This window comes from Simplicispira lacusdiani (assembly GCF_003604195.1).
In the GTDB taxonomy this organism is placed as follows: domain Bacteria; phylum Pseudomonadota; class Gammaproteobacteria; order Burkholderiales; family Burkholderiaceae_C; genus Simplicispira; species Simplicispira lacusdiani.
Window position 1 is genome coordinate 326,497 of sequence record NZ_QXGR01000003.1, and the last position, 22,428, is coordinate 348,924.

The window sequence follows — 22,428 nt, forward strand, 5'->3', positions numbered from 1 at the left end:
GAGGCTCAGGGCCGGGCGGCGGGGATGGGCGGCACCGGCTGCGCCACATCGCCGCACTGCGCGCGGTGGCGCAGCGCGTGGTCCATGAGCACCAGCGCCAGCAGCGCCTCGGCAATGGGCGCGGCGCGGATGCCCACGCAGGGGTCGTGGCGGCCCTTGGTGACCACCTCGGTGCTCTGACCGTGGATGTCGATGGACTCGCGCGGGCTCAGGATGGAGCTGGTGGGCTTGATGGCGATGCTCACCTCCAGGTCCTGCCCGGTGCTGATGCCGCCGAGCACGCCACCCGCATTGTTATTGGCAAAACCCTCGGGCGTGAGCGAATCGCCGTGCGTGGTGCCGCGCTGCGCCACGCTGGCAAAGCCGGCGCCAATCTCCACGCCCTTCACGGCGTTCAGGCCCATCATGGCGTAGGCGATATCGGCGTCGAGCTTGTCGAACAGCGGCTCGCCCAGGCCCACGGGCACGCCCGAGGCCTGCACGCGGATGCGCGCGCCGCAGGAGTCGTGCGCCTTGCGCAGCTGGTCCATGTAGTCCTCGTAGCGCTGCACATCGGCCACGGGCGCGAAGAAGGGGTTGTGCGGCACATGGTCCCAGCTCTCGAACGGAATCTCCAGTTCGCCCAGCTGCGTCATGCAGGCACGAAACTGCGTGCCGTACTTTTCCTGCAGCCACTTCTTGGCCACCGCGCCGGCGGCCACGGTGGGGGCCGTCAGGCGCGCGGACGAACGGCCGCCGCCACGTGGATCGCGCAGGCCGTACTTGTGCCAGTAGGTGTAGTCGGCATGGCCGGGGCGGAAGGTGCGCAGGATGTCGCCATAGTCCTTGCTGCGCTGGTCGGTATTGCGGATCAGCAGCGCGATGGGCGTGCCGGTGGTGCGGCCCTCGTACACGCCCGACAAAATTTCCACCGCGTCGGGTTCGTTGCGCTGCGTGACGTGGCGGCTGGTGCCTGGGCGGCGGCGGTCCAGGTCGTGCTGGATGTCGGCCTCGGACAGCAGCATGCCGGGCGGGCAGCCATCGATCACGCAGCCAATGGCCGGGCCGTGGGATTCACCGAAGTTGGTGACGCAAAAAAGGGTGCCGAAGGTGTTGCCGCTCATGGCGAAGAATTATCCCAGACGGTCGCCTGTGACGAAGGCAACATAGTTGAAGGCCTCGTGACTGGCGCGGCCCAGGCCAGCAGACACCGCGCAAGGGCCGCCCCGCCGCGCTGGTGTCGTCCCCTTCCGCAGCGCGCAGCGCTGCAAGAGAAGGGGGAAGCGGCACAGCCGCTCAGGGGGCAGTCTTTTCCTCCGGCCAATCGCGGATGTAGGCCTTGAGCATCTTGTTCTCGAAGTTCTGGCTGTCCACCACGGCCTTGGCCACGTCGTAGAAGCTGATCACGCCCATGAGCATGCGCTTGTCCATCACCGGCATGTAGCGCGCGTGGCGGTCCAGCATCATGCGGCGCACCTCGTCCATGTCGGTCTCGGTGGTGCAGGTCAGCGGGTGGTCGTCCATGGCGGTGCGCACGAGCATGGTGCCCACGTTGCCACCGTTCTTCACCATGGCCTGGATCACCTCGCGGAAGGTGAGCATGCCCACCAGGTCGCCGTGCTCCATCACCACCAGCGAGCCGATGTCCTTCTCGGCCATGGCCTCGGCCGCGCGCGCCAGGGGCTCGTCGGGATGGACGGTGAACAGGGTGTTGCCCTTGACGCGCAGGATGTCGCTGACTTTCATGGTGCTTCTCCGTGGACGCCACTGGGGCGCTATGCATTTAGAAGTCAAATATAGCCCACAATGCCAGGGGCTCCGCCCTAGTCCGATACACCTTGGAGACAACTTCATGCCCGGTTACGCCGATCCCGGCTTCGACACGCTGGCCCTGCACGCAGGTGCCACCCCCGACCCCGCCACGGGCGCGCGCGCCGTGCCCATCCACCTGACGACCTCGTTCGTGTTCGATTCGAGCGACCACGCGGCCGCGCTGTTCAACATGGAGCGCGGCGGGCACGTCTATTCGCGCATCAGCAACCCGACCAACGCCGTGTTCGAGCAGCGCATGGCCGCGCTCGAAGGCGGCGCGGGCGCCATTGCGGTGGCCAGCGGCCAGGCCGCGCTGCACCTGGCCATCTGCACGCTGATGGGCGCGGGCTCGCACATCGTAGCCAGCACCGCGCTCTACGGCGGCTCGCAGAACCTGCTGCACTACACGCTGCGCCGCTTCGGCATCGAGACCACCTTCGTCAAGCCCGGCGACATCGACGCCTGGCGCGCCGCCATTCGCCCCAATACCAAGCTGTTCTTCGGCGAAACCGTGGGCAACCCCGGCCTGGACGTGCTCGACATCCCCACCGTCAGCGCCATCGCACACGAGCACGGCATTCCGCTGCTGGTGGACTCGACCTTCACCACGCCTTGGCTGCTCAAGCCCTTCGAGCATGGCGCTGACCTGGTCTACCACTCGGCCACCAAGTTCCTCAGCGGCCACGGCACGGTGATCGGCGGCGTGGTGGTGGACAGCGGCGCGTTCGACTGGGAAGGCTCGGGACGCTTCCCCGAAATGACCGCGCCCTACGAGGGCTTCCACAACATGGTGTTCAGCGAGGAATCGACCGTGGGCGCCTTCCTGCTGCGCGCACGGCGCGAGGGCCTGCGCGACTTCGGCGCCTGCATGAGCCCGCACACCGCCTGGCTCATCCTGCAGGGCATCGAGACCCTGCCGCTGCGCATGCAGCAGCACATGCGCAACACCGAGAAGGTGGTGCAGTTCCTGGCCAGCCAGCCCTTCGTCGAGCGCGTGGGCCACCCGCTGCTCGAATCGCACCCCAGCCACCAGCTCGCGCAAAAGCTGCTGCCGCGTGGCGTGGCCTCGGTGTTCAGCTTCGACCTCAAGGGCACGCGCGAGCAAGGCAAGAAATTCATCGAAACGCTCAAGATCTTCAGCCACCTGGCCAACGTGGGCGACTGCCGCAGCCTGGTGATCCACCCGGCCAGCACCACCCACTTCCGACTGGCGGACGACGCGCTCGCGGGCGCGGGCATCACGCAGGGCACGATCCGCCTGTCCATCGGACTGGAAGACCCGGACGACCTCATCGACGACCTCAAGCGCGCCCTGAAGGCCGCAGAAAAGGCGGGGGTTTAAGCCATGGAACTGCAAGTCAACGGCCACAAGACCTTCTGCTACACCGGCGGCAAGCCCTTCAACCCGGCGCAACCCACCGTGGTGATGGTGCACGGCGTGCTCAACGACCACAGCGTCTGGGCCATGCAGAGCCGCTACCTCGCCAACCACGGCTGGAACGTGCTGGCGGTGGACCTGCCCGGCCACTGCAAGAGCGCCGGCCCGGCGCCGGCCTCGGTGGAGGAAGCAGCGGACTTCGTCATCTCCCTGCTCGACGCCGTGGGCGCGCCGCGCGCCGCGCTGGTGGGCCACAGCTGGGGCTCGCTGATCGCGCTGGAGGCCGCCGCGCGCCTGCAGGAACGCGCCAGCCACCTCGTGCTGGTAGGCACGGCCTTCCCGATGAAGGTCTCGCCCGCGCTCATCGAGGCCTCGCTGAACGAGCCCGAGAAGGCGCTGCGCATGGTCAACGTGTTCTCGCGCAGCACCCTGTGCGCGCCGCCCACCGCGCTGGGCCCCGGCACCTGGGTGTACGGCGCCAGCATGGCGCTGGGCCGCCGCGTGCTGCGCAGCAACCGCGAGGTGAACCTGTTCCACCGGGGCTTCGTGGCCTGCGACAGCTATGCAGGCGGCGAAGAGGCCATCGCGCGCATCACCTGCCCCGTGCTGTTCGCCCTCGGCGCGCAGGACCAGATGACCACGCCCAAGGCCGCGCAGGGCCTGATCGCCAAGGCACGCGAAAGCGGCAAGCAGGTGCAGGTGGCCCACCTTCCGGTCGGCCACCACCAGATGACGGAGACACCGGAGGAGACGCTGTTCGCCATCCGGGACTTCCTGGCGCGCTGAGTTTTGCTATTGAATAAATAGCTGCTAGCGCTTTCTGGGATTAGCTCAGGGCCGTTTTTCTGCCTCAATGCTGGTCAACGCATCGCCCAGCAGCAGGCCATCGAGCCCCGCCCGGCCCCACACCCCCTCCAGGCTGGGGCTGCGCACCAGCAGCAGGCGCTGCACCAGCGGCGCCAGCGGGGTGGTTTGCGGGTCGGCCAGCAGCACGTAGCGCGATTCGGCCTGGCGCGGCGTGGCCCCGTTCTCCTCCTGCAAGCGCCCCACCCAGTCCAGGGCGAGGAGGACATCGAGCGCGGGTTCGAGCTGCAGCGCATCCACGCGCAGGCGCTGCGCCAGCGCATCGGCGCGCAGGCCCCGCGCCGGGGTGTGGCGGGCCACGTCGAGCTGCTGCAGCACCTCCACGGCCAGCTCGAAATTCCAGCCCTGGTGGCCCGAGCGCCGCGCCACGCCCGCCAGCAGGCTGGGCAGGTAGGCGGCCACCACGGCCCCCAGCAGCACGATGACCCAGGCCACGTAGATCCAGACCAGCAGGATGGGCAGCGTGGCGAAAGTGCCATACACCGCCGAATAGGTGGGCACCTTGGCCACGTACAGCGCCAGCCCCTTCTTGGCCAGTTCCATGCCCACCGCCACGAAAACGCCGCCCGCCCAGGCATGGCGCCAGTTCACCTGGGTGTTGGGCACGTAGTGGTACAGCCCGGCCATGCCGGCGGCGAGCACGAAGAATTCGAGCGAATCGAGCAACAGCCGCAGGCCGCCCGGGATCTGCCCCACCAGCCCGCGCGAGGCCGACAGCGCATACGAGGTCAGCGCCAGGCTGGCGCCCAGCAGCAGCGGCCCCAGCGTCATCGCGGCCCAATAGATCAGCACCCGCTGGCCCAGCGGCCGCAGCCGGCGCACGCGCCAGATGTTGTTGAGCGTGCGGTCGATGGTGAGGATCAGCGCCAGCGCGGTCGCCAGCAGCACGGAAAAGCCCAGCAGCCCCAGGCGGTTGGCCTTGGACGCGAACTGCGTGAGGTAGCCCAGCACCTGGCGCGCGATGTTGTCGGGCACCAGGCTCTCCACCAGCCAGCGCTGCAGCACGTCCTGCAGCTTGCCGAACATGGGGAAGGCTGTGAACACGGCCAGCGCCACGGTGACGAAGGGCACCAGCGCCAGGATGGTGGTGAAGGTCAGGCTGCTGGCCGTCAGGCCCAGGCGGTCTTCGCGGAAGCGCTCGCGCAGGGTGTGGGCCGTGGTTTTCCAGGGGAAGTGCGATAGCTCGGCAGCCAGCGCCTCCAGGCGCCGCACCACGGTCTGTAAGGAAAAGGGCATGCTCGTATGATCCCAGATTTCCCCGGGCGCACGCCTGGAAACGCCGCCACCATGAACCCTGCCTCCCCCGCCCCCCTACCCGCCGCCGCCCCGCTGGTGGACGGCGCGCGCCGCGTGGCCGTGGCCAGCCTGCTGGCCCTGATCGCGCTGTGCCTGGCCTGGGAGCTGTTCCTGGCGCCGCTGCGGCCCGGTGGCTCGTGGCTGGCGCTGAAAGCCTTGCCGCTGTGCATTCCTCTCGCCGGTTTCCTGAAGAACCGCATGTACACCTACCGCTGGGTCAGCCTGCTGGTCTGGCTGTATTTCACCGAGGGCGTGGTGCGCGCCTGGAGCGACCGCGCCCCCGGCAACTGGCTGGCGCTGCTGGAAATTTTGCTGTGCCTGGTGCTGTTCACCGCCTGCACCGTGCACATCCGCATGCGCCTGCGCAGCGCCCGGCCGGACGCCAGCGCCCCCTGAACCCACCTGGCGGCGCGCCTGCCGCCCTGGAGCCCTTCCCATGCAAGACCTGATCGAATCCCTGCGCCAGATCGTCGGCGCCGCCCATGTGCTCACCGAGGGCGACCTCAGCGCCTGGGAGCAGGACTGGCGCCGCCGCGTGCGCGGCAAGGCCCTGGCCGTGGTACGCCCGGCCAGCACGCAGGAGGTGGCCGGCGTGGTCAAGGCCTGCGCCGCCGCGGGCGCGCCCATCGTGCCGCAGGGCGGCAACACGGGCCTGTCGGTGGGCTCCACGCCCGACACCTCGGGCCGCGAGGTGGTGCTGAGCCTCACGCGCCTGAACGCGGTGCGCGCGCTCGATCCGGACAACCTCACCCTCACCGTCGAGGCCGGCTGCATCCTGCAGAACGTGCAGGACGCCGCCGAGAAAGCCGGGCTGCTGTTCCCGCTCTCGCTCGCGGCCGAGGGCAGCTGCACCATCGGCGGCAACCTGGGCACCAACGCTGGCGGCACGCAGGTGGTGCGCTACGGCAACTCGCGCGACCTGTGCCTGGGCCTGGAAGTCGTCACGCCCCAGGGCGAGGTGTGGGACGGCCTCAAGGGCCTGCGCAAGGACAACACGGGCTACGACCTGCGCGACCTGTTCGTCGGTAGCGAGGGCACGCTGGGCATCATCACCGCCGCCACGCTCAAGCTCTATCCGCGCCCGGCGGCGCAGCTCACCGCCTGGGCCGCAGTCTCCTGCATGGAGCAGGCCGTGCGCCTGCTGGCCCTGGCGCACCAGCACCTGGGCGCGGGGCTGACGGGCTTCGAGGTGATGGGGCGCTTTGCGCTGCAGCTCGTCGACAAGCACATGCCGCAACTGCGCGTGCCCTTCATCGACCAGGACGAGGTGGCCTACGGCGTGCTGCTGGAGAACTCCGACAGCGAATCCGAGGACCACGCGCGCGCCCGCTTCGAGGCCCTGCTGGAAACCGCCTTCGAGGCCGGCTGCGTGCAGGACGCCGTGGTGGCCGAGAACATCACCCAGGCGCACCAGCTCTGGCACATCCGCGAGAGCATCCCACTGGCGCAGGCCGAGGAAGGGCTGAATATCAAGCACGACATCTCGGTGCCGATCTCGCGCATCCCCGCCTTCGTGGAGCATGCCGACGCGCTGCTCACGCGCGAGATCCCCGGCGTGCGCCTGGTCAACTTTGGCCACCTGGGCGACGGCAACCTGCACTACAACGTGCAGGCCCCCGAGGGCGGTGACGCCAAGGCCTTCCTGCGCGACCAGGAAGACCAGGTGAACCACCTCGTCTACGAGGCCGTGGCGCAATTCGGCGGCTCGTTCTCAGCCGAGCACGGCGTGGGCGCGCTCAAGACCGACAAGCTCGCGCGCTACCAGTCGCCCGTGGCCCTGGGCATGATGCGCGCCATCAAGCAGGCGCTGGACCCGCAGAACCTCATGAACCCGGGGCGGGTGCTGGGCGGCTGAGCCGCGTCCCATACGCTCTTATAGCTATTATTTTTGTAGCTATTCGCGCTTGCCAGATAAGCGCTGGAGCACTATTTCTTCATAAGCCCTAGAATGGCACCCGGCGCACGGCCCAGCCCGTGCGCCATGTTATTTCTGCCGCCTTGCCGAGACCGTTCCATGCCCTCCCGCCCCATCCGCTCCCAGTACGAAGACTTCATGCGCCATGTGTTCTTCCATGGCGTGGCCAAGGGCGACCGCACGGGCACGGGCACCAAAAGCGTGTTCGGCCACCAGATGCGCTTCGACCTCTCCGAGGGCTTTCCGCTGGTCACCACCAAGAAGGTGCACCTCAAGAGCATCATCCTGGAACTGCTGTGGTTCCTGCGCGGTGACAGCAACGTGCGCTGGCTGCAGGAACGCGGCGTGACCATCTGGGACGAATGGGCGCGCGCGGACGGCGACCTGGGCCCCGTGTACGGCGTGCAGTGGCGCAACTGGCCCACGCCCGGCGGCGGCCACATCGACCAGATCCAGCAGGTGATCGACACGCTCAAAAGCAACCCCGACTCGCGCCGCATCATCGTGAGCGCCTGGAACGTGGCCGAACTCGACCAAATGGCGCTCATGCCCTGCCACGCCTTCTTCCAGTTCTACGTGGCCGAGGGCCGGCTCAGCTGCCAGCTCTACCAGCGCAGCGCCGACATCTTCCTCGGCGTGCCCTTCAACATCGCCAGTTACGCGCTCCTGACCCACATGGTGGCGCAGCAGTGCGACCTGGAGGTGGGCGACTTCATCTGGACCGGCGGCGACTGCCACATCTACAGCAACCACACCGAGCAGGTGCAAACGCAGCTGGCGCGCGCGCCCTACCCCTACCCCACGCTGCGCATCAAGCGCCGCCCCGACAGCATCTTCGGCTACGAATACGAAGACTTCGAGGTGCTCGATTACCAGTGCCACCCGGCCATCAAGGCGCCGGTGGCGGTGTAGCACGGCCTTCACCCGGCATGGCACCCTCGCGGTGCCCGCCTTCCCTCAAGAACCCTGACTTTCCGACGCACCATGTCTTCCGGTGGATTCCACGTACACGGCCCCCACGACCACGCCCTTGAGCACGCCACGCACGGCCACCATGAGGCCGCGCACGACGAGGGCGGCGCCATGACCAACCAGATCGCCATGTTCACGGCCATCATCGCCACGGTGGGCGCGATCTTCGCGTACATGGGCGGCGCCACACAGGCCAATGCCGGCCTGTACAAGAACGATGCGGCCATCAAGAAAACCGAGGCCTCGAACCAGTGGAATTACTTCCAGGCCAAGAGCACCAAGCAGTCGCTGGCCGAAGTCTCGCGCGACCTGACGCCCAACGCCGAGGAAAAGGCCAAGTACCAGGCCAAGATCGACCGCTACGAGAAGGAAAAGAACGAGATCAAGGTGGCGGCTGAAAAGCTCGAACAGGAAGCCACCGCGTGGGACAAGAAGAGCGACGCGCAGATGCACCAGCACCACCGCTGGGCGCAGGCCACGACGGCGCTGCAGGTCGCCATCGCGCTGGCCGCCATTGCCCTGCTGACCAAGAAGAAGTGGCTGGAATACGCCATGTTCGGCATGGGCGCCATCGGCGTGGCCGTGGGCGGCCTGGCCGCGCTGCACATCTGAAACCCGCGACCGAAAGCCCGCCATGCAAGTGCACCTCATCTACGCCCGCGCCGCCAATGGCGTCATCGGCAAGGACGGCACCATGCCCTGGCATCTGCCAGAGGACATGGCGCACTTCAAGGCGCTCACGCTGGGAGCGCCCGTCATCATGGGCCGCAAGACCTGGGACTCACTGCCGCCGCGCTTTCGCCCACTGCCGGGCCGCGCCAACATTGTGGTCACGCGCCAGGAAAGTTGGAGTGAAACAGGCGCGCAGCGCGCATCCAGCCTTCGCGATGCGCTACAAATGGCAGAGCAATCCAAGCCTGCAACGGTGTGGGTGATTGGCGGCGCGCAGATCTACGCCCAGGCCCTGCCGCTGGCCCAGCGCGTGGAAGTGACCGAGATCGCGCAAGACTTCGACGGCGATGCCCACGCCCCCGTACTCGGCCCCGAATGGGTGGAAACCGCGCGCGAGGCGCACACCAGCGCGGGCGGCCTGCCGTTCAGCTTTGTGCGCTACGAGCGGCGCTGATTCGCAATCCCGCAGCGTAAAGAACCGGCACGGCCCAGGCCAGGGCTCCCGCGCAAGGGCCGCCAGTATTCCCACGTGCGGGCGCTGGGAGCGTCCCCTTGCCCGCAGCGCACAGCGCTGCGAGAGCGGGGGGAAGGCGCCGCAGGCGACTCAGGGGGGGTATTCACCTCATGCCGGGGCGCCCACGATCACGCTCGACGCCTTGAAGATCGCCGTGGCCGTGCCGCCCTCGGTCAGGCCCAGCGCCTCGCAACTGCCGTGCGTGATGATGGCGGCCACCGAGCCGCCGCCGGGCAGCGCGATCACCACCTCGTCGTTCACCGCGCCCGGCGTGATGCGCGCCACCTGGCCCGTGAGGCGGTTGCGCGCCGAGAACTTGGCCCCATCCGCCTCCGTCACCACCACGATGGACGAGGCCTTCACCAGCGCGAAGGCCTGCGCGCCCACCTGCAGGCCCAGGCCCTCGGCGCTTTCGTGCGTGACCGTGGCCACGATGGCATGGCCGCCCGCCACCTCGATCTCGATCTCGTCGTTCACCGCGCCCCGCAGGACGCGCGTGACCTGGCCCAGGAAATGGTTGCGTGCGCTGGTTTTCATGCTGATGTTCCGGATCAGGAGATAGTCGTCCGCGATGCCCTGGGCCTGCTGGCCCAGCTGCGCGATGAAACGCTGGTGCTCCGCCTCGATGCGGCGGAAGTTCTCCACCAGTTGCAGGCCCCGCTGGGTGAGCCGCGTGCCGCCGCCACCCTTGCCGCCCGCCACGCGCTCCACCAGCGGCTCGCCGGCCAGGTTGTTCATGGTGTCGATGGCGTCCCACGCGGCCTTGTAGCTCATCTTCATGGCCTTGGCGGCGTGGGTGATGGAGCCCTGCTCACCCACCAGCGCCAGCAGCTGCACGCGGCCCGAGCCGCCCAGGCTTTCGCCGTCCACGGTCATCCAGACCGAGCCGCCGAGTTCGATGCGTTTGTCTTGTTCAGGCATGGGCTATCTCCTCCGTCATGTGGCCGCCCTGCATGCGCAGCACCTGTTCGCCGAACACGCGCACGTCCTCGGGGTCGTGCGTGATCAGCACCATCGGCACCCGCAGGCGGCGCTGCAGCGCGTCCAGCTCGGCGCGCATGCCCACGCGCAGCTCGGTGTCTAGCGCGGCGAAGGGTTCGTCGAGCAGCAGCGCGCGCGGCCGGGCCACCAGCGCGCGCGCCAGGGCCGTGCGCTGGCGTTGCCCGCCCGACAGCTCGTGCGGATGCTGGTGGGCCACCTCGCGCAAGCCGAAGGCATCGAGCCAGCGCTCCACCTCCGGGCTGGCATGGGCCGCCGGCGGGTTGCGCCAGCCGCGCCGTTCGCCAAAGGCAATGTTCTGGCGCACATTGAGGTGCGGGAACAGCGCGTAATCCTGGAACAGGTAGGCCACGTTGCGCGCCTGCGGCGGCTGGTGGATGCCCTGGGCGGTGTCGAACAGCGTTTCGCCATCAATGCGCACATGGCCCGCGTCGGGCCGCACCAGCCCGGCCAGCGCCTTGAGCAGCATGCTCTTGCCCGCGCCCGAGGGGCCCACCACCACCACGCGCTCGCCCTGCGCGCAAAAGCGCGCCTGCAGCTCGAAGGTGCGGTGGCCCGAACGCAGCGTTTGGCGGATGTCCACGTCAAGCCGCATGCACACCTCTCTGTGTTTCGCTGCTTCGCAAACGGCAAACAGCCCACGATGCGGGCGCGGCCCAAGCCAGCGGCCACCGCGCAAGGGCCGCCCCGCCGCGCTGGTGGCGTCCCCCTTCCCGCTTCGCGCAGCGAGGCGAGAGAAGGGGGAAGGCGCGCAGCGCCACAGGGGGATGCCTCATTGCCTCGCAACGCGCCCCGGCGCCAGCTTGCCCACGGCCAGCAGCACCGCCACGCACACCACCGAGGTGATGAGCACCAGCAGGTTGGCCACGTCGTCCTGCCCGGCCTGCACGGCCTCGTACACGGCGATCGACAGCGTCTGCGTCTTGCCCGGAATGCTGCCCGCCACCATCAGCGTGGCCCCAAACTCGCCCAGCGCCCGCGCAAAGCCCAGCAGCACCCCGGCCAGGATGCCGCGCCAGGCCAGCGGCAGCGTGACGCGCCAGAACACACCCAGCTCGGAGATACCGAGCACGCGCGCGGCGTCCTGCAACTGCGGGTCCACCGCCTCGAAGGCGGCGCGCGCGGGCTTGAACACCAGCGGGAACGCCACCACCGTGGCCGCGATCACCGCACCCGTGAGCGTGAAGATCAGGTTGATGCCAAAGGTGGCATGCAGCCAGCCGCCCACCCAGCCCTTGCGCCCCAGCAGCACCAGCAGGTAGTAGCCCAGCACCGTGGGCGGCATCACCATGGGCAGCGTGAGCAGCGTGTCGATGAGGTCGCGCCCCGGAAAGCGCCAGCGCGCCAGCGCATAGCCCACGCCCGTGCCCAGCACCAGGCACAGCAGCGTGGCCCAGGTGGCCACCTGCAGCGAGAGCCAGAGCGCGGGCCATGCGTTTTCCATCTCAGCTATCCATTCCGTGAACGCGGCACCAGCGGCGCATGAAACTGGCGCACCCCAGGACAGGGCCGCCCCGCCGCGCTGGCGGCGTCCTCCTGCCCGCAGCGCGCAGCGCTGCGAGAGCGGGGGGAAGGCGCCGAAGGCGACTCAGGGGGGTGTTTCACTTCAGGGTTTCAGAAAGCCGTAGCGCGCCAGAATGGCCTGCCCGGCGGGCGAGCGCACATAGGCGATGAACGCCGCCGCCTCGGCAGCATTGCCGCTGGCGGCGGTGCGCGCGATGGGGTAGAGGATGGCCCGGTCCAGCGGCACGGCAAAGGCTGTCTTCACCTTGTCCTTCATCAGCGCGGCATCGGTGGCATAGACAAAGCCCGCATCCACCTCACCGCGCGCCACGTAGTCGAGCGACTGGCGCACGTTCGTCGTGTTCACCGCCTTGGCCTGCACCGCGCCCCACAGGCCCGCTGCCTCCAGCGCGTGCCTGGCGTAGCGCCCCACGGGCACGCTGGCGGGCAGCGCCAGCGCCACGCGCGCCACGCCGGGCCCGGCCAGATCCTTCAGCGCGGCGGGCGGCGCTTTGGCATCCATGGGCGCAATCACCACCAGGGTGTTACGCACAAAGTCTTGCCGGTCCGCCGCGCGCACCAGGCCCTGCTGCTGCGCCGCGTCCATGGTCTCCTGGTCGGCCGAGGCGAACACATCCACCGGCGCACCCTTGGCCATCTGCTGCAGCAAGGCGCCGGAAGCGCCGAAGTTCAGCAGCACCTTGCTGCCGGGGTGCGCGGCTTCATAGCCCTGGGCCATGTCCTTGAAGGCATTGGTCAGGCTGGCAGCGGCGGACACCGTGACTTCACCCGCCGGGGCGGCGCTGGCAAGGCCTGCCAGAAGACCGGCGGCAAGGCTGCGTTTCAGGGACGTGAGGGCCATGGGATGGGGCTCCGGGGGCGTTACAAACGAGCGAAGTATACGCTTGGTTATAACGCGAGTTTTGGCCCTGGAATGCGGCCTTTTGATGCAGCGCAACCGTCTTGTCGGGATCGATCTGGCTCGCAGCAGAGGGCGCGGGTTGTGCTACGCCAACCGCCAGGGATTTTTAATGAAATCAGCCTCTATCGCTTATAGATAGGTCGCAAAAAGCTATATATTTAATAGCAATACTGGCAAAACCAAGATGTCACGGCGAAGACCGAAATCGGCTAGGAGCGGTCACGAGCAACCGATTGATATCAAATCGCGCAGCGCGTCGGCGCTGAGCAGGGACGATACTTCACCTGACCAGAAATCAAGAAAAGAGGGACAGCATGGAGTGGTCTGCAGACGAGATTAAGCGCGCAATAGCTGACAACGAAATCAACGCGATCACACTGGACACGTCCGTATTCGATGGAAATGGAAACCGGTTCGAACATGGCCTGCTTCCTCGACTCGCGCAGTTCAACACCACCGAAGTAATGTTTGTCCTATCTGATGTAGTTGCGGGGGAAGTCTGCAGACACGTCGCACAAGAGGCGGCTGAGGCGCGGTCTAAGGTGACCGCTGCACTCAAGGAGGTCGGGAAAGCTTGGCAGGTGAGCAATGTCCAACGGGACGAAGCGCTGGCGCAACTTTTCGGCAAGGAACTGCCAGACGCGTTGGCGCGTCGCCGCTTCAATGCCTTCGTTAAAGCAGTTGGAGCAGGGATCATTGAGTCCGGTTCGCGTGTTGACGTGGCACGCATGCTCGACGACTATTTTTCATCGAAACCGCCTTTTGGTAAGGCCGCCCTCAAGAAGAACGAGTTTCCCGATGCCATCGCGTTGCAGGCGCTAGCGAGCTGGGCAGCGGAACAAAACACCGTGCTCCTTGCTGTCTCTCGGGACGCAGACTGGAAGAGGTTTGCAAAGACCTCCGAGCATCTCGTTGTGATTGACGATTTGGCCCAGGCGCTTGGCTACTTTCATCAAAATGCGAATGTCGCTTGCGCTAGGTTGGTGGAGCGGGTCAAGAACGGCCAACTTGACTTGATCGACAGGATTCGTGAAGTCGTCGAAAGCGAGATTGAGCGCTCGGTCTTCATCCCAGAGATGGCATCGGCGTACAACTTTGACGCAGACATAAATGAGGCAGTGGTCAAGACGGTAGCGCTCGACACCATCGCATATCTGGCCGGACCATTCAGTGTTGTAGACAAACCCAGTGAAACTGAGCTCGTGGTCGAAGCGGAAGTAAAAGTCGAAATTGAGGTGACTGCCGACATCACCTTCTCAGTCAGAGATTCATTGGATGGGGACCAGGTCCCCATCGGATCGTCTCGATCAAAGGCCACGACGAACCGAACCTTCAACGTCCTGCTGACGTTTGAGGGTGACCTCGCTGCCGATGCCCAACTGACGGACGCTGAGGTTTGGGCAAAGGGTAAGAGCCGCTACATCACAGTGGATTTCGGCGAAGTCGGACCTCAGTGGGACGAGGATGAGGAAGAAGAGGACGAGTGACTCCGCGCCGTAACATGAGGGTGAACTGATGTGATTTGCCACTTTGCGGCGGCGTGAACAGCAAGACGAATGCCTGCAAGGAGTCGAAGCCACCCACCCAACTCCGCTACTCCAGCACCCCAAATCGTCCCCTACCCCTGGCACCCCCGCAACCCATCCGGCCGCACGCGCCACAGCACCGGAGCGATGCGCCAGCACAGCAGCCCAAACGCCGCCACCCAGCACAGCCCCGCCAGCCCCAGCAGAGTTGCCGCCGCATCCGGCACAAAAGCCGCAGCAGCCCGCAGCACAGCCCCGGCCAGAATCAGCACCGCGCCCTGCGCCACCCAGGGCCGCTCGTCCGACGCGTGGCCGCAGTGCGCGCGCCCGGCGATGCAAATCACCACGTAGATCGACAGCCCCAGCGCGCCCATGGTGAGCAGATGGCGGCCCGCGCCTGCACCCGGGCCGCCCGCGAGCAGGGCCGTGCCGATGAGGGCATAGCCCTGCGCCATGCAGGCGTACACGGTGTAGAGCATGAAGGGCAAGCGCCGCAGCAGCGGGCGGCCGACATGCCAGTCGCCCATCAGGTTGGCCAGCGCGGCGGCGGCGGCGCAGGCGAGCCAGCCGGAGGTGGCGCCGCCGGGCTGCGCAAACTCGGCCAGGGTGAACAGCGCGATGCACAGGATGGCGAGGTTGCGCCGGGGCGGGCGGGCCAGGTAGGGCTCGCGGCCCTCACCGGCTTCATCAATGGCAGTGTTGACGATGCGCATGGAGATGCGGCTCATGGCCACGATGATGAGCACCATCACCAGGCCCAGCACGGCCAGCAGCCAGCGCATGGGGTAGTGGCCGCGCAGCGCGTCGGCATAGAAGCCGGCCACCAGCAGGAACAAGCCCGCCAGCGCCCAGCCAAAGGCGCGGTGGCGCCGCCCTGCCACGGTGCGCAGCGCGGGCCACAGCAGCGCCAGCAAGCCGCCGATGAGCGCCAGGTGCGCCAGCGCTGCCAGCACCAGCGCGGGGCTGCCCGCCACGCCCGAGAGCCAGAAGCCCGCGCGCCCCAGCAGCCACACCAGCACCAGCTGGCGCGCGGTGCGCGGGCTGGCGCTCGCGGTGTCGGTGAACTCGGGCACGGCGGTGAGCACGAAGCCCGCCACCGCCGCCAGGCCAAAGCCCAGCAGCAGTTCGTGCGCATGCCACACCAGCGCGCCGCCGGCCACGGGGGGCGGCGGCAGGCCCAGCGCCAGCACGGCGCTCCACAGCGCAATGAGCAGCACCGCCGAGCCCATGGTGAGCAGGAAGAAGGGGCGCATGGCGCACATCCACACCGGGTGCTGGGGCGACAGCAGGCCGGGCGGGTTCATCACAGGGGCGGCTATCCGCATCGCATCCTCCGCGCGCCGGGGGTGGCCGCGCCTGGCTGTGGCGCGGGCTGCAGGGGCAGCACGCGCGCCTCGGGCGGCGGCAGGGTGTTGGCGAATTCACTGCCGTCGCAGGCGCCCTCTTCCAGCAGTGCATCCAGGCCGAAGGCCGCACGCACGGCGGGCACGCGCAGCAGTTCGGCGGTGTCGCGGTAGACCATGGCGTCGGTGCGCGCCAGCGCGGGGGCCTGGGGGGTGTGCAGGTGCACGATGCGGCCCGGCCCGGCGGCCATGACGAGCACGGTGTCGGCCAGGCGCACGGCCTCCATGAGGTCGTGCGTGATCATCAGCACGGCCGTGCCCTTGCCCGCCTGGTGGCGCAGCAGCAGGCGGTGCAGTTGCGCCTTGAGGCCGATGTCGAGCGCGGCAAAGGGCTCGTCCATGAGCAGCAAATCGGGCTCCAGCACCAGCGCGCGCGCCAGCGCGGCGCGGCTTTGCATGCCGCCCGAGAGCTGGTGCGGGTAGGCGGCCAGGGCCTCGGCATCGAGCCCCAGCACGGCGCCCATGGCGTGGGCGCGTTCTCGCGCGGCGGCCCGCGCCATGCCCTGCGCGCGCAGGCCCAGGGCGATGTTGTCGGCCGTGGTCTGCCAGGGCAGCAGGCGCGGCTGCTGGAACATCAGCGCGGAGTTGCCGAAGGAGTTGTCCAGGCGGCCCTCCTGCAGGTCAAGCAGGCCGGCGCACAAATGCAGCAGCGTGGTCTTGCCGCAGCCCGAGGGGCCCACCAACGCCAGCACGCCGCCAGGCGCCAACGCGAGGCCCACGCCGCCGAGCACTTCGGTCAGCGCGTAGCTGTGGCGCACATCTTGCAAAAAAAGGCTCATCGCGGTGCTTCCCGCCAGCGCTCGACTTCGCGCTTGAGCGGTTCCAAAAATCCATATTCAACGACCAGCAGGCAGCCCACCACGGCGCAGATCCAGCCCAGCGTGGTGGCGGTGTCCAGTTGCGAGCGGCTGGCCGCGAGCGCCGCGCCCACGCCGTCGGTGCTGGCAAGCAGCTCGGCCATCACGGCCACCTTCCAGGCGCTGCCCAGCGCCGTGACCCAGGCGGGGAACAGGTACGACAGCACATGCGGGCCGTACACCTCGCGCAGCGCCATGCCCATGGGCAGGCGGTAGGCGCGCGCCATATCGCGCAGTTGCAAATCCAGCGTGCGCGTGCCCTGCAAGGCGCTGGCAAACACCACGGGGAAGCAGGCAATGAACACGGTGAACACCGGCGTGCCGTCGCTCATGCCGAACCACAGCATGGCCAGCACCAGCCAGGCGATGGGCGGCGTGCCCAGCAGCACCGTGACCAGCGGGCGCGCGAGCACCGAGGCCGTGACGGACAGCCCCGCCAGCAGCCCCAGCACGCTGCCCACGCCCAGCGCCAACGCAAGCCCCATGAGCGCGCGGCGCGCGGTGGCCCACAGCGCGGGCCAGGCAGCGCCCTGCTCCACCACCGCCCACAGAGCGGCGAAGGCGGTGCGCGGGTCGGGCAGGATCAGCGGGTCGTACAGCGCGGCCACGGCCTCCCAGCATGCGAGAAGCAGCAGCAGGCTGGCGCCAGCGCCCCAGCCGCTCCACAGGTAGCCCGGCAGGCCCGCGAGCACGCGCCCCAGCAAACGCAGCATCAGCGCCCTCCGCCCGCGCCGCCGGGGGCGGTGGCCGGGTCCACGCCGCCCTCGGGCACGTAGACCATGGAGCCGTCCTTCATGCGATAGGCCACGCCGGCCTTCTCGCCGTCGCCCTCGCCGATCTCGCCACTGGACTTGTACTTTTCGATCTTCTCGCCGCGCTTCTGGATGACTTCCATGGTGGGCTTGCCCGCGTCGGTGATGACGGTGACGTCCTGCTTGGAAAACGGGCTGAGCAGCGGGTTTTGGGCCACGGTGATGAGCAGCGCCGCGATCACGACGAGGAACACGTCGATCAGGTTGACGACGGAGAGGATGGGGTCGTCGGCTTCGGTTTCGTCGAGGAATTTCATGCTTCGTTACCTGCTTCGGCCATGTGGCCGGCGGCCGGGGTGCGCATGCCCTGGCGTTGCAGCCAGACCAGTTCCTCGGCCAGCCAGCGCCGCTGCACCGACACCACCCAGAAGGTGATGGCCGCGGCGATCAGCGCCAGGATCACGGCCGCGAAGGCCACGGCCAGATTGTCCGACACCTGGCCCAGGTTGCCGTCGGACAACCCCTTGAGCGCTGGGCCCATGGGGATCATGGTGGCGATCAGGCCCAGCATGGGCGCCACGCGCGTGGCGATGCGCGGCAGCTCCAGCAACTGGTGCGCCTTCACGTCCAGCTCGTCGGCGCTGGCATCGGGCTGCGCCTTGGCCCAGGCCAGCAGGTGGTGGCCGCGCGTGGCCCCCTGCATGCCGGCGCGGCGCTGCCACCACTGCGTGATGAACGCCCCGAGCAGGAAGAAGGCATAGACAAACAGCACGGTGATGACCACCAGCGTCGGGAACAGGAAGACCTGGCTGGCCTGGTACATCAGGGATTCAAGCAAATGGCTCATCAAAACTCCTAGAAAGGGTCAAAAACGGTGGGTGGCGGGCGTGTAGAGCTATATTTTTGATAGCTGCTCGCGCTTATCTATGCTGGGCTGAAGGCACTTTTCGCCTTGAATGGACGTCTGCGCTGCCACCAGCCGCCGCCCAGCATGGCGGCGCCCAGCGCCAGCGCCACCAGCAGGGCCTGCAGCGGCGGGGGCGCGTGTTCACGCACCTGCTCGGCCACCTTGTCCAACCGCATGCCGCTGATGGGCGGCGGCGGGGGCGGCGCGGCGGGGGCGGCCTCGGCAGGCGGTGGTGGCGCTGCGGCGGCCTGCGCTGCGGCGGCGCCGGAGGGCGGCATGCCCAAGGCCAGGCCAAAACCGGCGGCGCCCTGCCCCACGCCCACGTAGCGCTGGAAGGCAGTGTTGTCGCTGCGCACGTCGAAGCGCTGGGCCAGGTCGCGCCAGCGGTCTTTCAGTTCGGCCACGGTGGCGGCGTCGGCCTGCCAGTAGCCCTGGCGCGCGGCCTCCAGCATGCGCTCGATGTTCTGCGCCAGCGCGTGCGGGTTGTGCGCCTCGAACCACTTCTTCAGGCCCAGCTGGTGCTTGTCGCGCACGTAGACTTGAACCATCTCCTGCCACTGGTCGTCGCGCACGATCTCGCGCGCCACCGCCGTCCAGCCCCAGAAGTTGTTGGTGGCGTCCAGCACCTGCAGCGTGCCGGCGTAACCCTCGTCCATCAGCCCTTTGATGTAGCCGGGGTGGAACTGCCGCGTGGCCAGCTCCTTGGCCAGGAACTGCGCGGCGCCTTCCACGCGCCCGCTTCCGCTGCCGCGCAGGTTGCTGATGTAAAGCTGCGGCGCCTTGCCGTCGAGGTGGCGCACGGCCAGGCCGATGCCGCCCAGGTACTGGAACGGGTCGTCGGTGGTGAGCATGCCGTAGGTGTTGGAGCTGCGCGAGAGCACCGCGCCCTCGGTGCCGCGCAGTTGCTCGGCGTAGAGGTTGAGCGGCTGGCCGTCCTGGCCCTTGAGGCCGCCGCCGGGCAGGCTGCCCCAGGTGGATTCGTCGGCGCCGTAGGCGAACTGCATGCGCGAGAGGTACAACTGCGCGAGCTTGCGGTCGCCCTCGGCCTTGCCCTTCCAGGTGTCGGTGGCGAGCGTAGCGTCGTCCAGGCCGGTGCCGTACTTGCCCGACTCGGAGGCGTAGATGCGCGTTTCCGCTGCCGCCTGCGCGGCCTTGTCGGGCATGCCCTGGGCACGCAGGCGCGCGGCGATGGCGCGGGTGTGCGCCGCCACCGGGTTGGTCTCTTCGCCCGGCCCCTGGGCCTGCGCGGCCAGTTGTGCGGCCAGCGCCAGGATCTTCATGGTGTTGGGGAAATGGTCGCGGTACAGGCCCGTGGCCGAGAGCACCACGTCCACGCGCTCGCGCCCCAGTGCCTTGCGCGGCACGAGCTTCACGCCCGTGACGCGGCCGCCCTCGTCCCACACGGGCTCGGTGCCCAGCAGCCACAGCGCCTGCGCTTCGAGCAGGCCCTGGTGGCGCATGGTTTCCACCGACCACAGCGAGACGGCCAGCTTCTTGGGCGGCTGACCGGTCAGGCGGCGGTGCTCGGCGATGAGCTGCTCGGCCGCCTCCTTGCCCGCCGCCCAGGCCTGCTTCGTGGGCACGCGCGAGGGGTCGAAGCCATAGAGGTTGCGGCCTGTGGGGTAGGCGTCGGGGTTCTTGATGGGGTCGCCGCCGTAGGAGGTGGCCAGGTGCTTGCCCGCCAGCACGTTCAGCAGCGCGGGCAGCTCGTGGTCGGCGCCGATGGCGGCATGCCAGGCGCGCGCCTTGTCCAGCTGCTCGCGCAGCGGCGTGGGCAAGCCCTGGGTGCCTTCGCCCTGCACCACATGGCGTTGCAGCAACTGGTAGGGCGCGGTGCCGGGCAACTTGTCGTAATCGGCCAGCAGCGCCTCGTCCACCTCGGCGGCGGGGATGCCCGCGTGCAGCGCGGCGGCCTCCCAGAACGGGCGGCCCAGCATCAGCAGCACGGTGGCCAGGCGGTGCTGCGCCTCGGGCGCGCGGCCCAGGGTGTGCAGGCCCAGGGGCTGGGCGGTTTCGGCCAGCTCGTGCAACTGGTTGTGCAGCGCATCGACAAAGGCAGGGAATTCGGCGCGGGCGCGCTCATTCGTCCAGCCCATGTCCAGCGCGGTGCGCTCCTTGGCCACGGCAGCCAGCAGGTCGGCCTTGATTTTTTCCTTGACCACGCCTTCGTCCTGCGCCACCCAGGCGTGCAGCAGGTCGTGCATCTGCGTGAGCGTCTGGTGCAGCCCGGCGGGCTTGAAGGGCGGCGTCTGGTGGCTGATGATGACGGCGCGGCCCCGGCGCTTGGCCTGCTGGGCTTCGCCGATGTTGTCGGCGATGTAGGGGTAGGCCACGGGCAGGTCGCCCACGGCGAGCATGCCGGGGTCGTACACCGAGAGGCCGCGCTCCTTGCCGGGCAGCCATTCCTGGCTGCCGTGCGTGCCGAAGTGCACCAGCGCGTCGCTGGCCTGCTGCTCGCGCGCCCACAGGTAGGCCGCCAGGTAGTAGTGCGAGGGCCAGGCGTTGCTGGAGTGGTAGAGGGCTTTTTCCTTGGGCTCCCACTTCTCGCCGCGCGGCGGCTGGGGCAGGATGGCGATCTTGCCCAGCATGAGGCGCGGCACCACGAACACACGCTGTCCGCCTTGATTCAAGACCATCGACGACGCCTCGGGCTCGCCCCAGCGCTCGCGCAGCTTGTCCTGCACCGCCTTGGGCTGGGCGGCCAGCCAGGCACGGTAGCGCGCCAGCGGCACGGTGGCGGCCAGGCCGTCGCGCAGCAGGGGCTCCAGTTCGCCCTCGCGGTAGGCGGGGGCCAGCAGGCGCTGGAGCTTGGCGATGAGTTCGGGCTCGGACGGCACCTCGGTGTCGTAGCCCTGGGCGCGCAGCGCGGCCAGCGTGGTCTGCAGGCTGCGCGGCACGTTGAGGAAGGAGGCCGAGAGGTTCTTCTCGCCCGGCGGGTAGTTCCAGAAGAAGACCGACAGGCGCTTGTCGGCATTGGGCTTGCGCTGCAGCGCCACCAGGCGCAGCGCCTTGCCGACCACGGCGTCGGCCTGCGGGGGGATGGCGGCAATGGGCGCGTCGCCCGCGCCGCTGGCCGAGGCGACCTGGATGTCGGTCACGCCCGCGTATTCGGCCTGCGCCAGGTAGAAGGGCACGTCCATCAGCGGCACGCCCTGGGGGTTGGCCTGCCAGTGCGCGGTGTCGCCGCGCCGGTAGGTCATGGCCTGCAGCACGGGGATGCCCAGGCGCTCGAACTCGGCGCGGCGCTGTTCGGGCATGAGCATGATCTGGGTGTTGATGAGCACGTCGGCCAGCGCCTTGCCCTGGGGGCGCAGCATGCGCTCGAGCGCGCCCGCGTCCATCATGGGGCTGTAGAAGGTCAGCGCCACGGCGCCTGCTGCCTCGATGCGCGCGATGAGGTCGTCGATGTAGTCGGCCTGCACCGAGGCGATGTACTGCTGGTGCACGGCCAGCGCCACCACGGGGCGGCGCTGCGGGTCGGCCGGGTTGACACCCGCCCAGCGCAGGTAGGCCAGCGGATCGGCGAACACCAGGCCGGGCGCGCGCGGGTGGTAGATCGCCGTCTTGGGGAAGATCACCGGGTCGGGCACGCCCTGGGCGGCCTGGCCCTTGAGGTGGGCGGCCACGGTGGCCATGAAGCCCTCGAAGTTCTGCCGCCCGCCGTTGCTGTAGTAATGGGCCAAGCGGCGGCCCAGGGCCTCATCGACCCCGCCGCCCCAGGCGGGGCGCGCGTCGTACAGCCAGGCATGCGGCGCGCGCAGGCCGGGCAGCGCGCGGGCCAGGTGCTGGCGCACCTCGTCCTGCTGGTAGGTGTCGAAGAACACCATGTCCTGCCCCTGGAACAGCCCGGCATCGGCGTCGGCCGGGATCTTGCCCAGGTAGCGCACCTGCACGGCTATGCCATGCGGGCGCGCGATCTCGGCCAGCAGGCGGAACTTGCCCGGCGGCACGTTGGAGGTGGCGATGAACAGCACCGACGCGGCCTGCGCCCCTCCCCAAGGCAGAAAAGCCAGCAGGCACAGGGCCAGCCAGCGGCGAAGAATGGACATGGGGTTCACTGGAATTCTTTGAATGAAATTGGCCTCTAGCGCTTATTCAATAAGCGCTAGTAGCTATATTTTTAATAGCATTCAGGCACGGTGTGGCACACACCCCGG

General features: G+C 68.5%; 21 protein-coding genes. 8 read left to right on the forward strand and 13 right to left on the reverse strand.

Annotation, left to right across the window (positions count from 1 at the left end):
* Positions 1–5 precede the first annotated feature (5 nt).
* On the reverse strand, positions 6–1,103 hold the full coding sequence (gene aroC, locus D8S75_RS05995) for a chorismate synthase (RefSeq protein ID WP_119965043.1): 1,098 nt from the start codon (positions 1,101–1,103) through the stop codon (positions 6–8).
* Positions 1,104–1,275: 172 nt separating this feature from the next.
* Positions 1,276–1,725: a CBS domain-containing protein gene (locus D8S75_RS06000; protein WP_119965045.1), complete on the reverse strand. Its 450-nt coding sequence runs from the start codon at positions 1,723–1,725 to the stop codon at positions 1,276–1,278.
* Positions 1,726–1,831: 106 nt separating this feature from the next.
* Between D8S75_RS06000 and D8S75_RS06005 the strand changes: the two genes are divergently transcribed.
* Entirely contained in the window at positions 1,832–3,133 is a 1,302-nt protein-coding gene (locus tag D8S75_RS06005) for an O-acetylhomoserine aminocarboxypropyltransferase (protein ID WP_119965047.1), read from the forward strand.
* A gap of 3 nt (positions 3,134–3,136) precedes the next feature.
* Positions 3,137–3,955, forward strand: coding sequence for an alpha/beta fold hydrolase (locus D8S75_RS06010; protein ID WP_119965048.1), 819 nt, complete (start codon positions 3,137–3,139; stop codon positions 3,953–3,955).
* Between the two features lie 45 nt (positions 3,956–4,000).
* Here the strand turns inward: D8S75_RS06010 and D8S75_RS06015 are convergent, their stop codons facing one another.
* Positions 4,001–5,269 carry a YihY family inner membrane protein gene (locus D8S75_RS06015; protein WP_119965050.1) on the reverse strand — a complete coding sequence of 423 codons (1,269 nt, stop codon included), beginning with the start codon at positions 5,267–5,269 and terminating at the stop codon, positions 4,001–4,003.
* A gap of 51 nt (positions 5,270–5,320) precedes the next feature.
* Here D8S75_RS06015 and D8S75_RS06020 point away from each other — a divergent pair, with 51 nt between their 5' ends.
* The 5 genes from D8S75_RS06020 to D8S75_RS06040 all read left to right on the forward strand — a co-directional run bounded on the left by D8S75_RS06020 (position 5,321) and on the right by D8S75_RS06040 (position 9,342).
* Positions 5,321–5,725, forward strand: coding sequence for a DUF2069 domain-containing protein (locus D8S75_RS06020; RefSeq protein WP_119965052.1), 405 nt, complete (start codon positions 5,321–5,323; stop codon positions 5,723–5,725).
* A gap of 40 nt (positions 5,726–5,765) precedes the next feature.
* Positions 5,766–7,184 carry an FAD-binding oxidoreductase gene (locus D8S75_RS06025; RefSeq protein WP_119965053.1) on the forward strand — a complete coding sequence of 473 codons (1,419 nt, stop codon included), beginning with the start codon at positions 5,766–5,768 and terminating at the stop codon, positions 7,182–7,184.
* A 159-nt stretch (positions 7,185–7,343) separates the two neighbouring features.
* On the forward strand, positions 7,344–8,156 hold the full coding sequence (locus D8S75_RS06030; protein WP_119965055.1) for a thymidylate synthase: 813 nt from the start codon (positions 7,344–7,346) through the stop codon (positions 8,154–8,156).
* 72 nt (positions 8,157–8,228) lie between these two features.
* Positions 8,229–8,828 (forward strand): DUF4337 domain-containing protein, encoded by a 600-nt coding sequence (locus D8S75_RS06035; protein ID WP_119965057.1) that lies wholly within the window; start codon positions 8,229–8,231, stop codon positions 8,826–8,828.
* Positions 8,829–8,850: 22 nt separating this feature from the next.
* On the forward strand, positions 8,851–9,342 hold the full coding sequence (locus D8S75_RS06040) for a dihydrofolate reductase (protein WP_119965059.1): 492 nt from the start codon (positions 8,851–8,853) through the stop codon (positions 9,340–9,342).
* Between the two features lie 168 nt (positions 9,343–9,510).
* Here D8S75_RS06040 and D8S75_RS06045 read toward each other — a convergent pair whose 3' ends face one another.
* From D8S75_RS06045 to modA, 4 genes are all read right to left on the reverse strand, one after another.
* Positions 9,511–10,323, reverse strand: a complete 813-nt coding sequence (locus D8S75_RS06045; protein ID WP_119965061.1) for a TOBE domain-containing protein — start codon at positions 10,321–10,323, stop codon at positions 9,511–9,513.
* A complete protein-coding gene (locus D8S75_RS06050; RefSeq protein ID WP_119965063.1) occupies positions 10,316–10,996 on the reverse strand; it encodes a sulfate/molybdate ABC transporter ATP-binding protein in 681 nt (226 codons plus the stop codon). The genes D8S75_RS06045 and D8S75_RS06050 overlap by 8 nt, the downstream gene beginning before the upstream one ends.
* A 177-nt stretch (positions 10,997–11,173) precedes the next feature.
* Entirely contained in the window at positions 11,174–11,845 is a 672-nt protein-coding gene (gene modB, locus D8S75_RS06060; protein ID WP_119965065.1) for a molybdate ABC transporter permease subunit, read from the reverse strand.
* Positions 11,846–12,007: 162 nt separating this feature from the next.
* A complete protein-coding gene (gene modA / locus D8S75_RS06065) occupies positions 12,008–12,766 on the reverse strand; it encodes a molybdate ABC transporter substrate-binding protein (RefSeq protein WP_119965066.1) in 759 nt (252 codons plus the stop codon).
* 374 nt (positions 12,767–13,140) lie between these two features.
* On the opposite strand from modA, the gene D8S75_RS06070 reads away from it, so the two are divergent.
* Complete coding sequence (locus tag D8S75_RS06070; protein WP_119965068.1) at positions 13,141–14,313, forward strand: PIN domain-containing protein; 1,173 nt, start codon at positions 13,141–13,143, stop codon at positions 14,311–14,313.
* Positions 14,314–14,444: 131 nt separating this feature from the next.
* Here D8S75_RS06070 and D8S75_RS06075 read toward each other — a convergent pair whose 3' ends face one another.
* The 6 genes from D8S75_RS06075 to cobN form a co-directional block, all read right to left on the reverse strand.
* On the reverse strand, positions 14,445–15,656 hold the full coding sequence (locus D8S75_RS06075) for an NnrS family protein (RefSeq protein ID WP_198673153.1): 1,212 nt from the start codon (positions 15,654–15,656) through the stop codon (positions 14,445–14,447).
* 11 nt (positions 15,657–15,667) lie between these two features.
* Entirely contained in the window at positions 15,668–16,534 is an 867-nt protein-coding gene (locus D8S75_RS06080) for an ABC transporter ATP-binding protein (protein WP_119965069.1), read from the reverse strand.
* On the reverse strand, positions 16,531–17,325 hold the full coding sequence (locus D8S75_RS06085; RefSeq protein WP_119965071.1) for an ABC transporter permease: 795 nt from the start codon (positions 17,323–17,325) through the stop codon (positions 16,531–16,533). Before D8S75_RS06085 ends, D8S75_RS06080 begins: the two co-directional genes overlap by 4 nt.
* Positions 17,325–17,681: a DUF2149 domain-containing protein gene (locus tag D8S75_RS06090; protein ID WP_119965073.1), complete on the reverse strand. Its 357-nt coding sequence runs from the start codon at positions 17,679–17,681 to the stop codon at positions 17,325–17,327. The genes D8S75_RS06085 and D8S75_RS06090 overlap by 1 nt, the downstream gene beginning before the upstream one ends.
* Positions 17,678–18,211 (reverse strand): MotA/TolQ/ExbB proton channel family protein, encoded by a 534-nt coding sequence (locus D8S75_RS06095; protein WP_119965074.1) that lies wholly within the window; start codon positions 18,209–18,211, stop codon positions 17,678–17,680. The genes D8S75_RS06090 and D8S75_RS06095 overlap by 4 nt, the downstream gene beginning before the upstream one ends.
* Before the next feature lie 77 nt (positions 18,212–18,288).
* Entirely contained in the window at positions 18,289–22,320 is a 4,032-nt protein-coding gene (gene cobN / locus D8S75_RS06100; protein WP_119965076.1) for a cobaltochelatase subunit CobN, read from the reverse strand.
* Positions 22,321–22,428 lie beyond the last annotated feature (108 nt).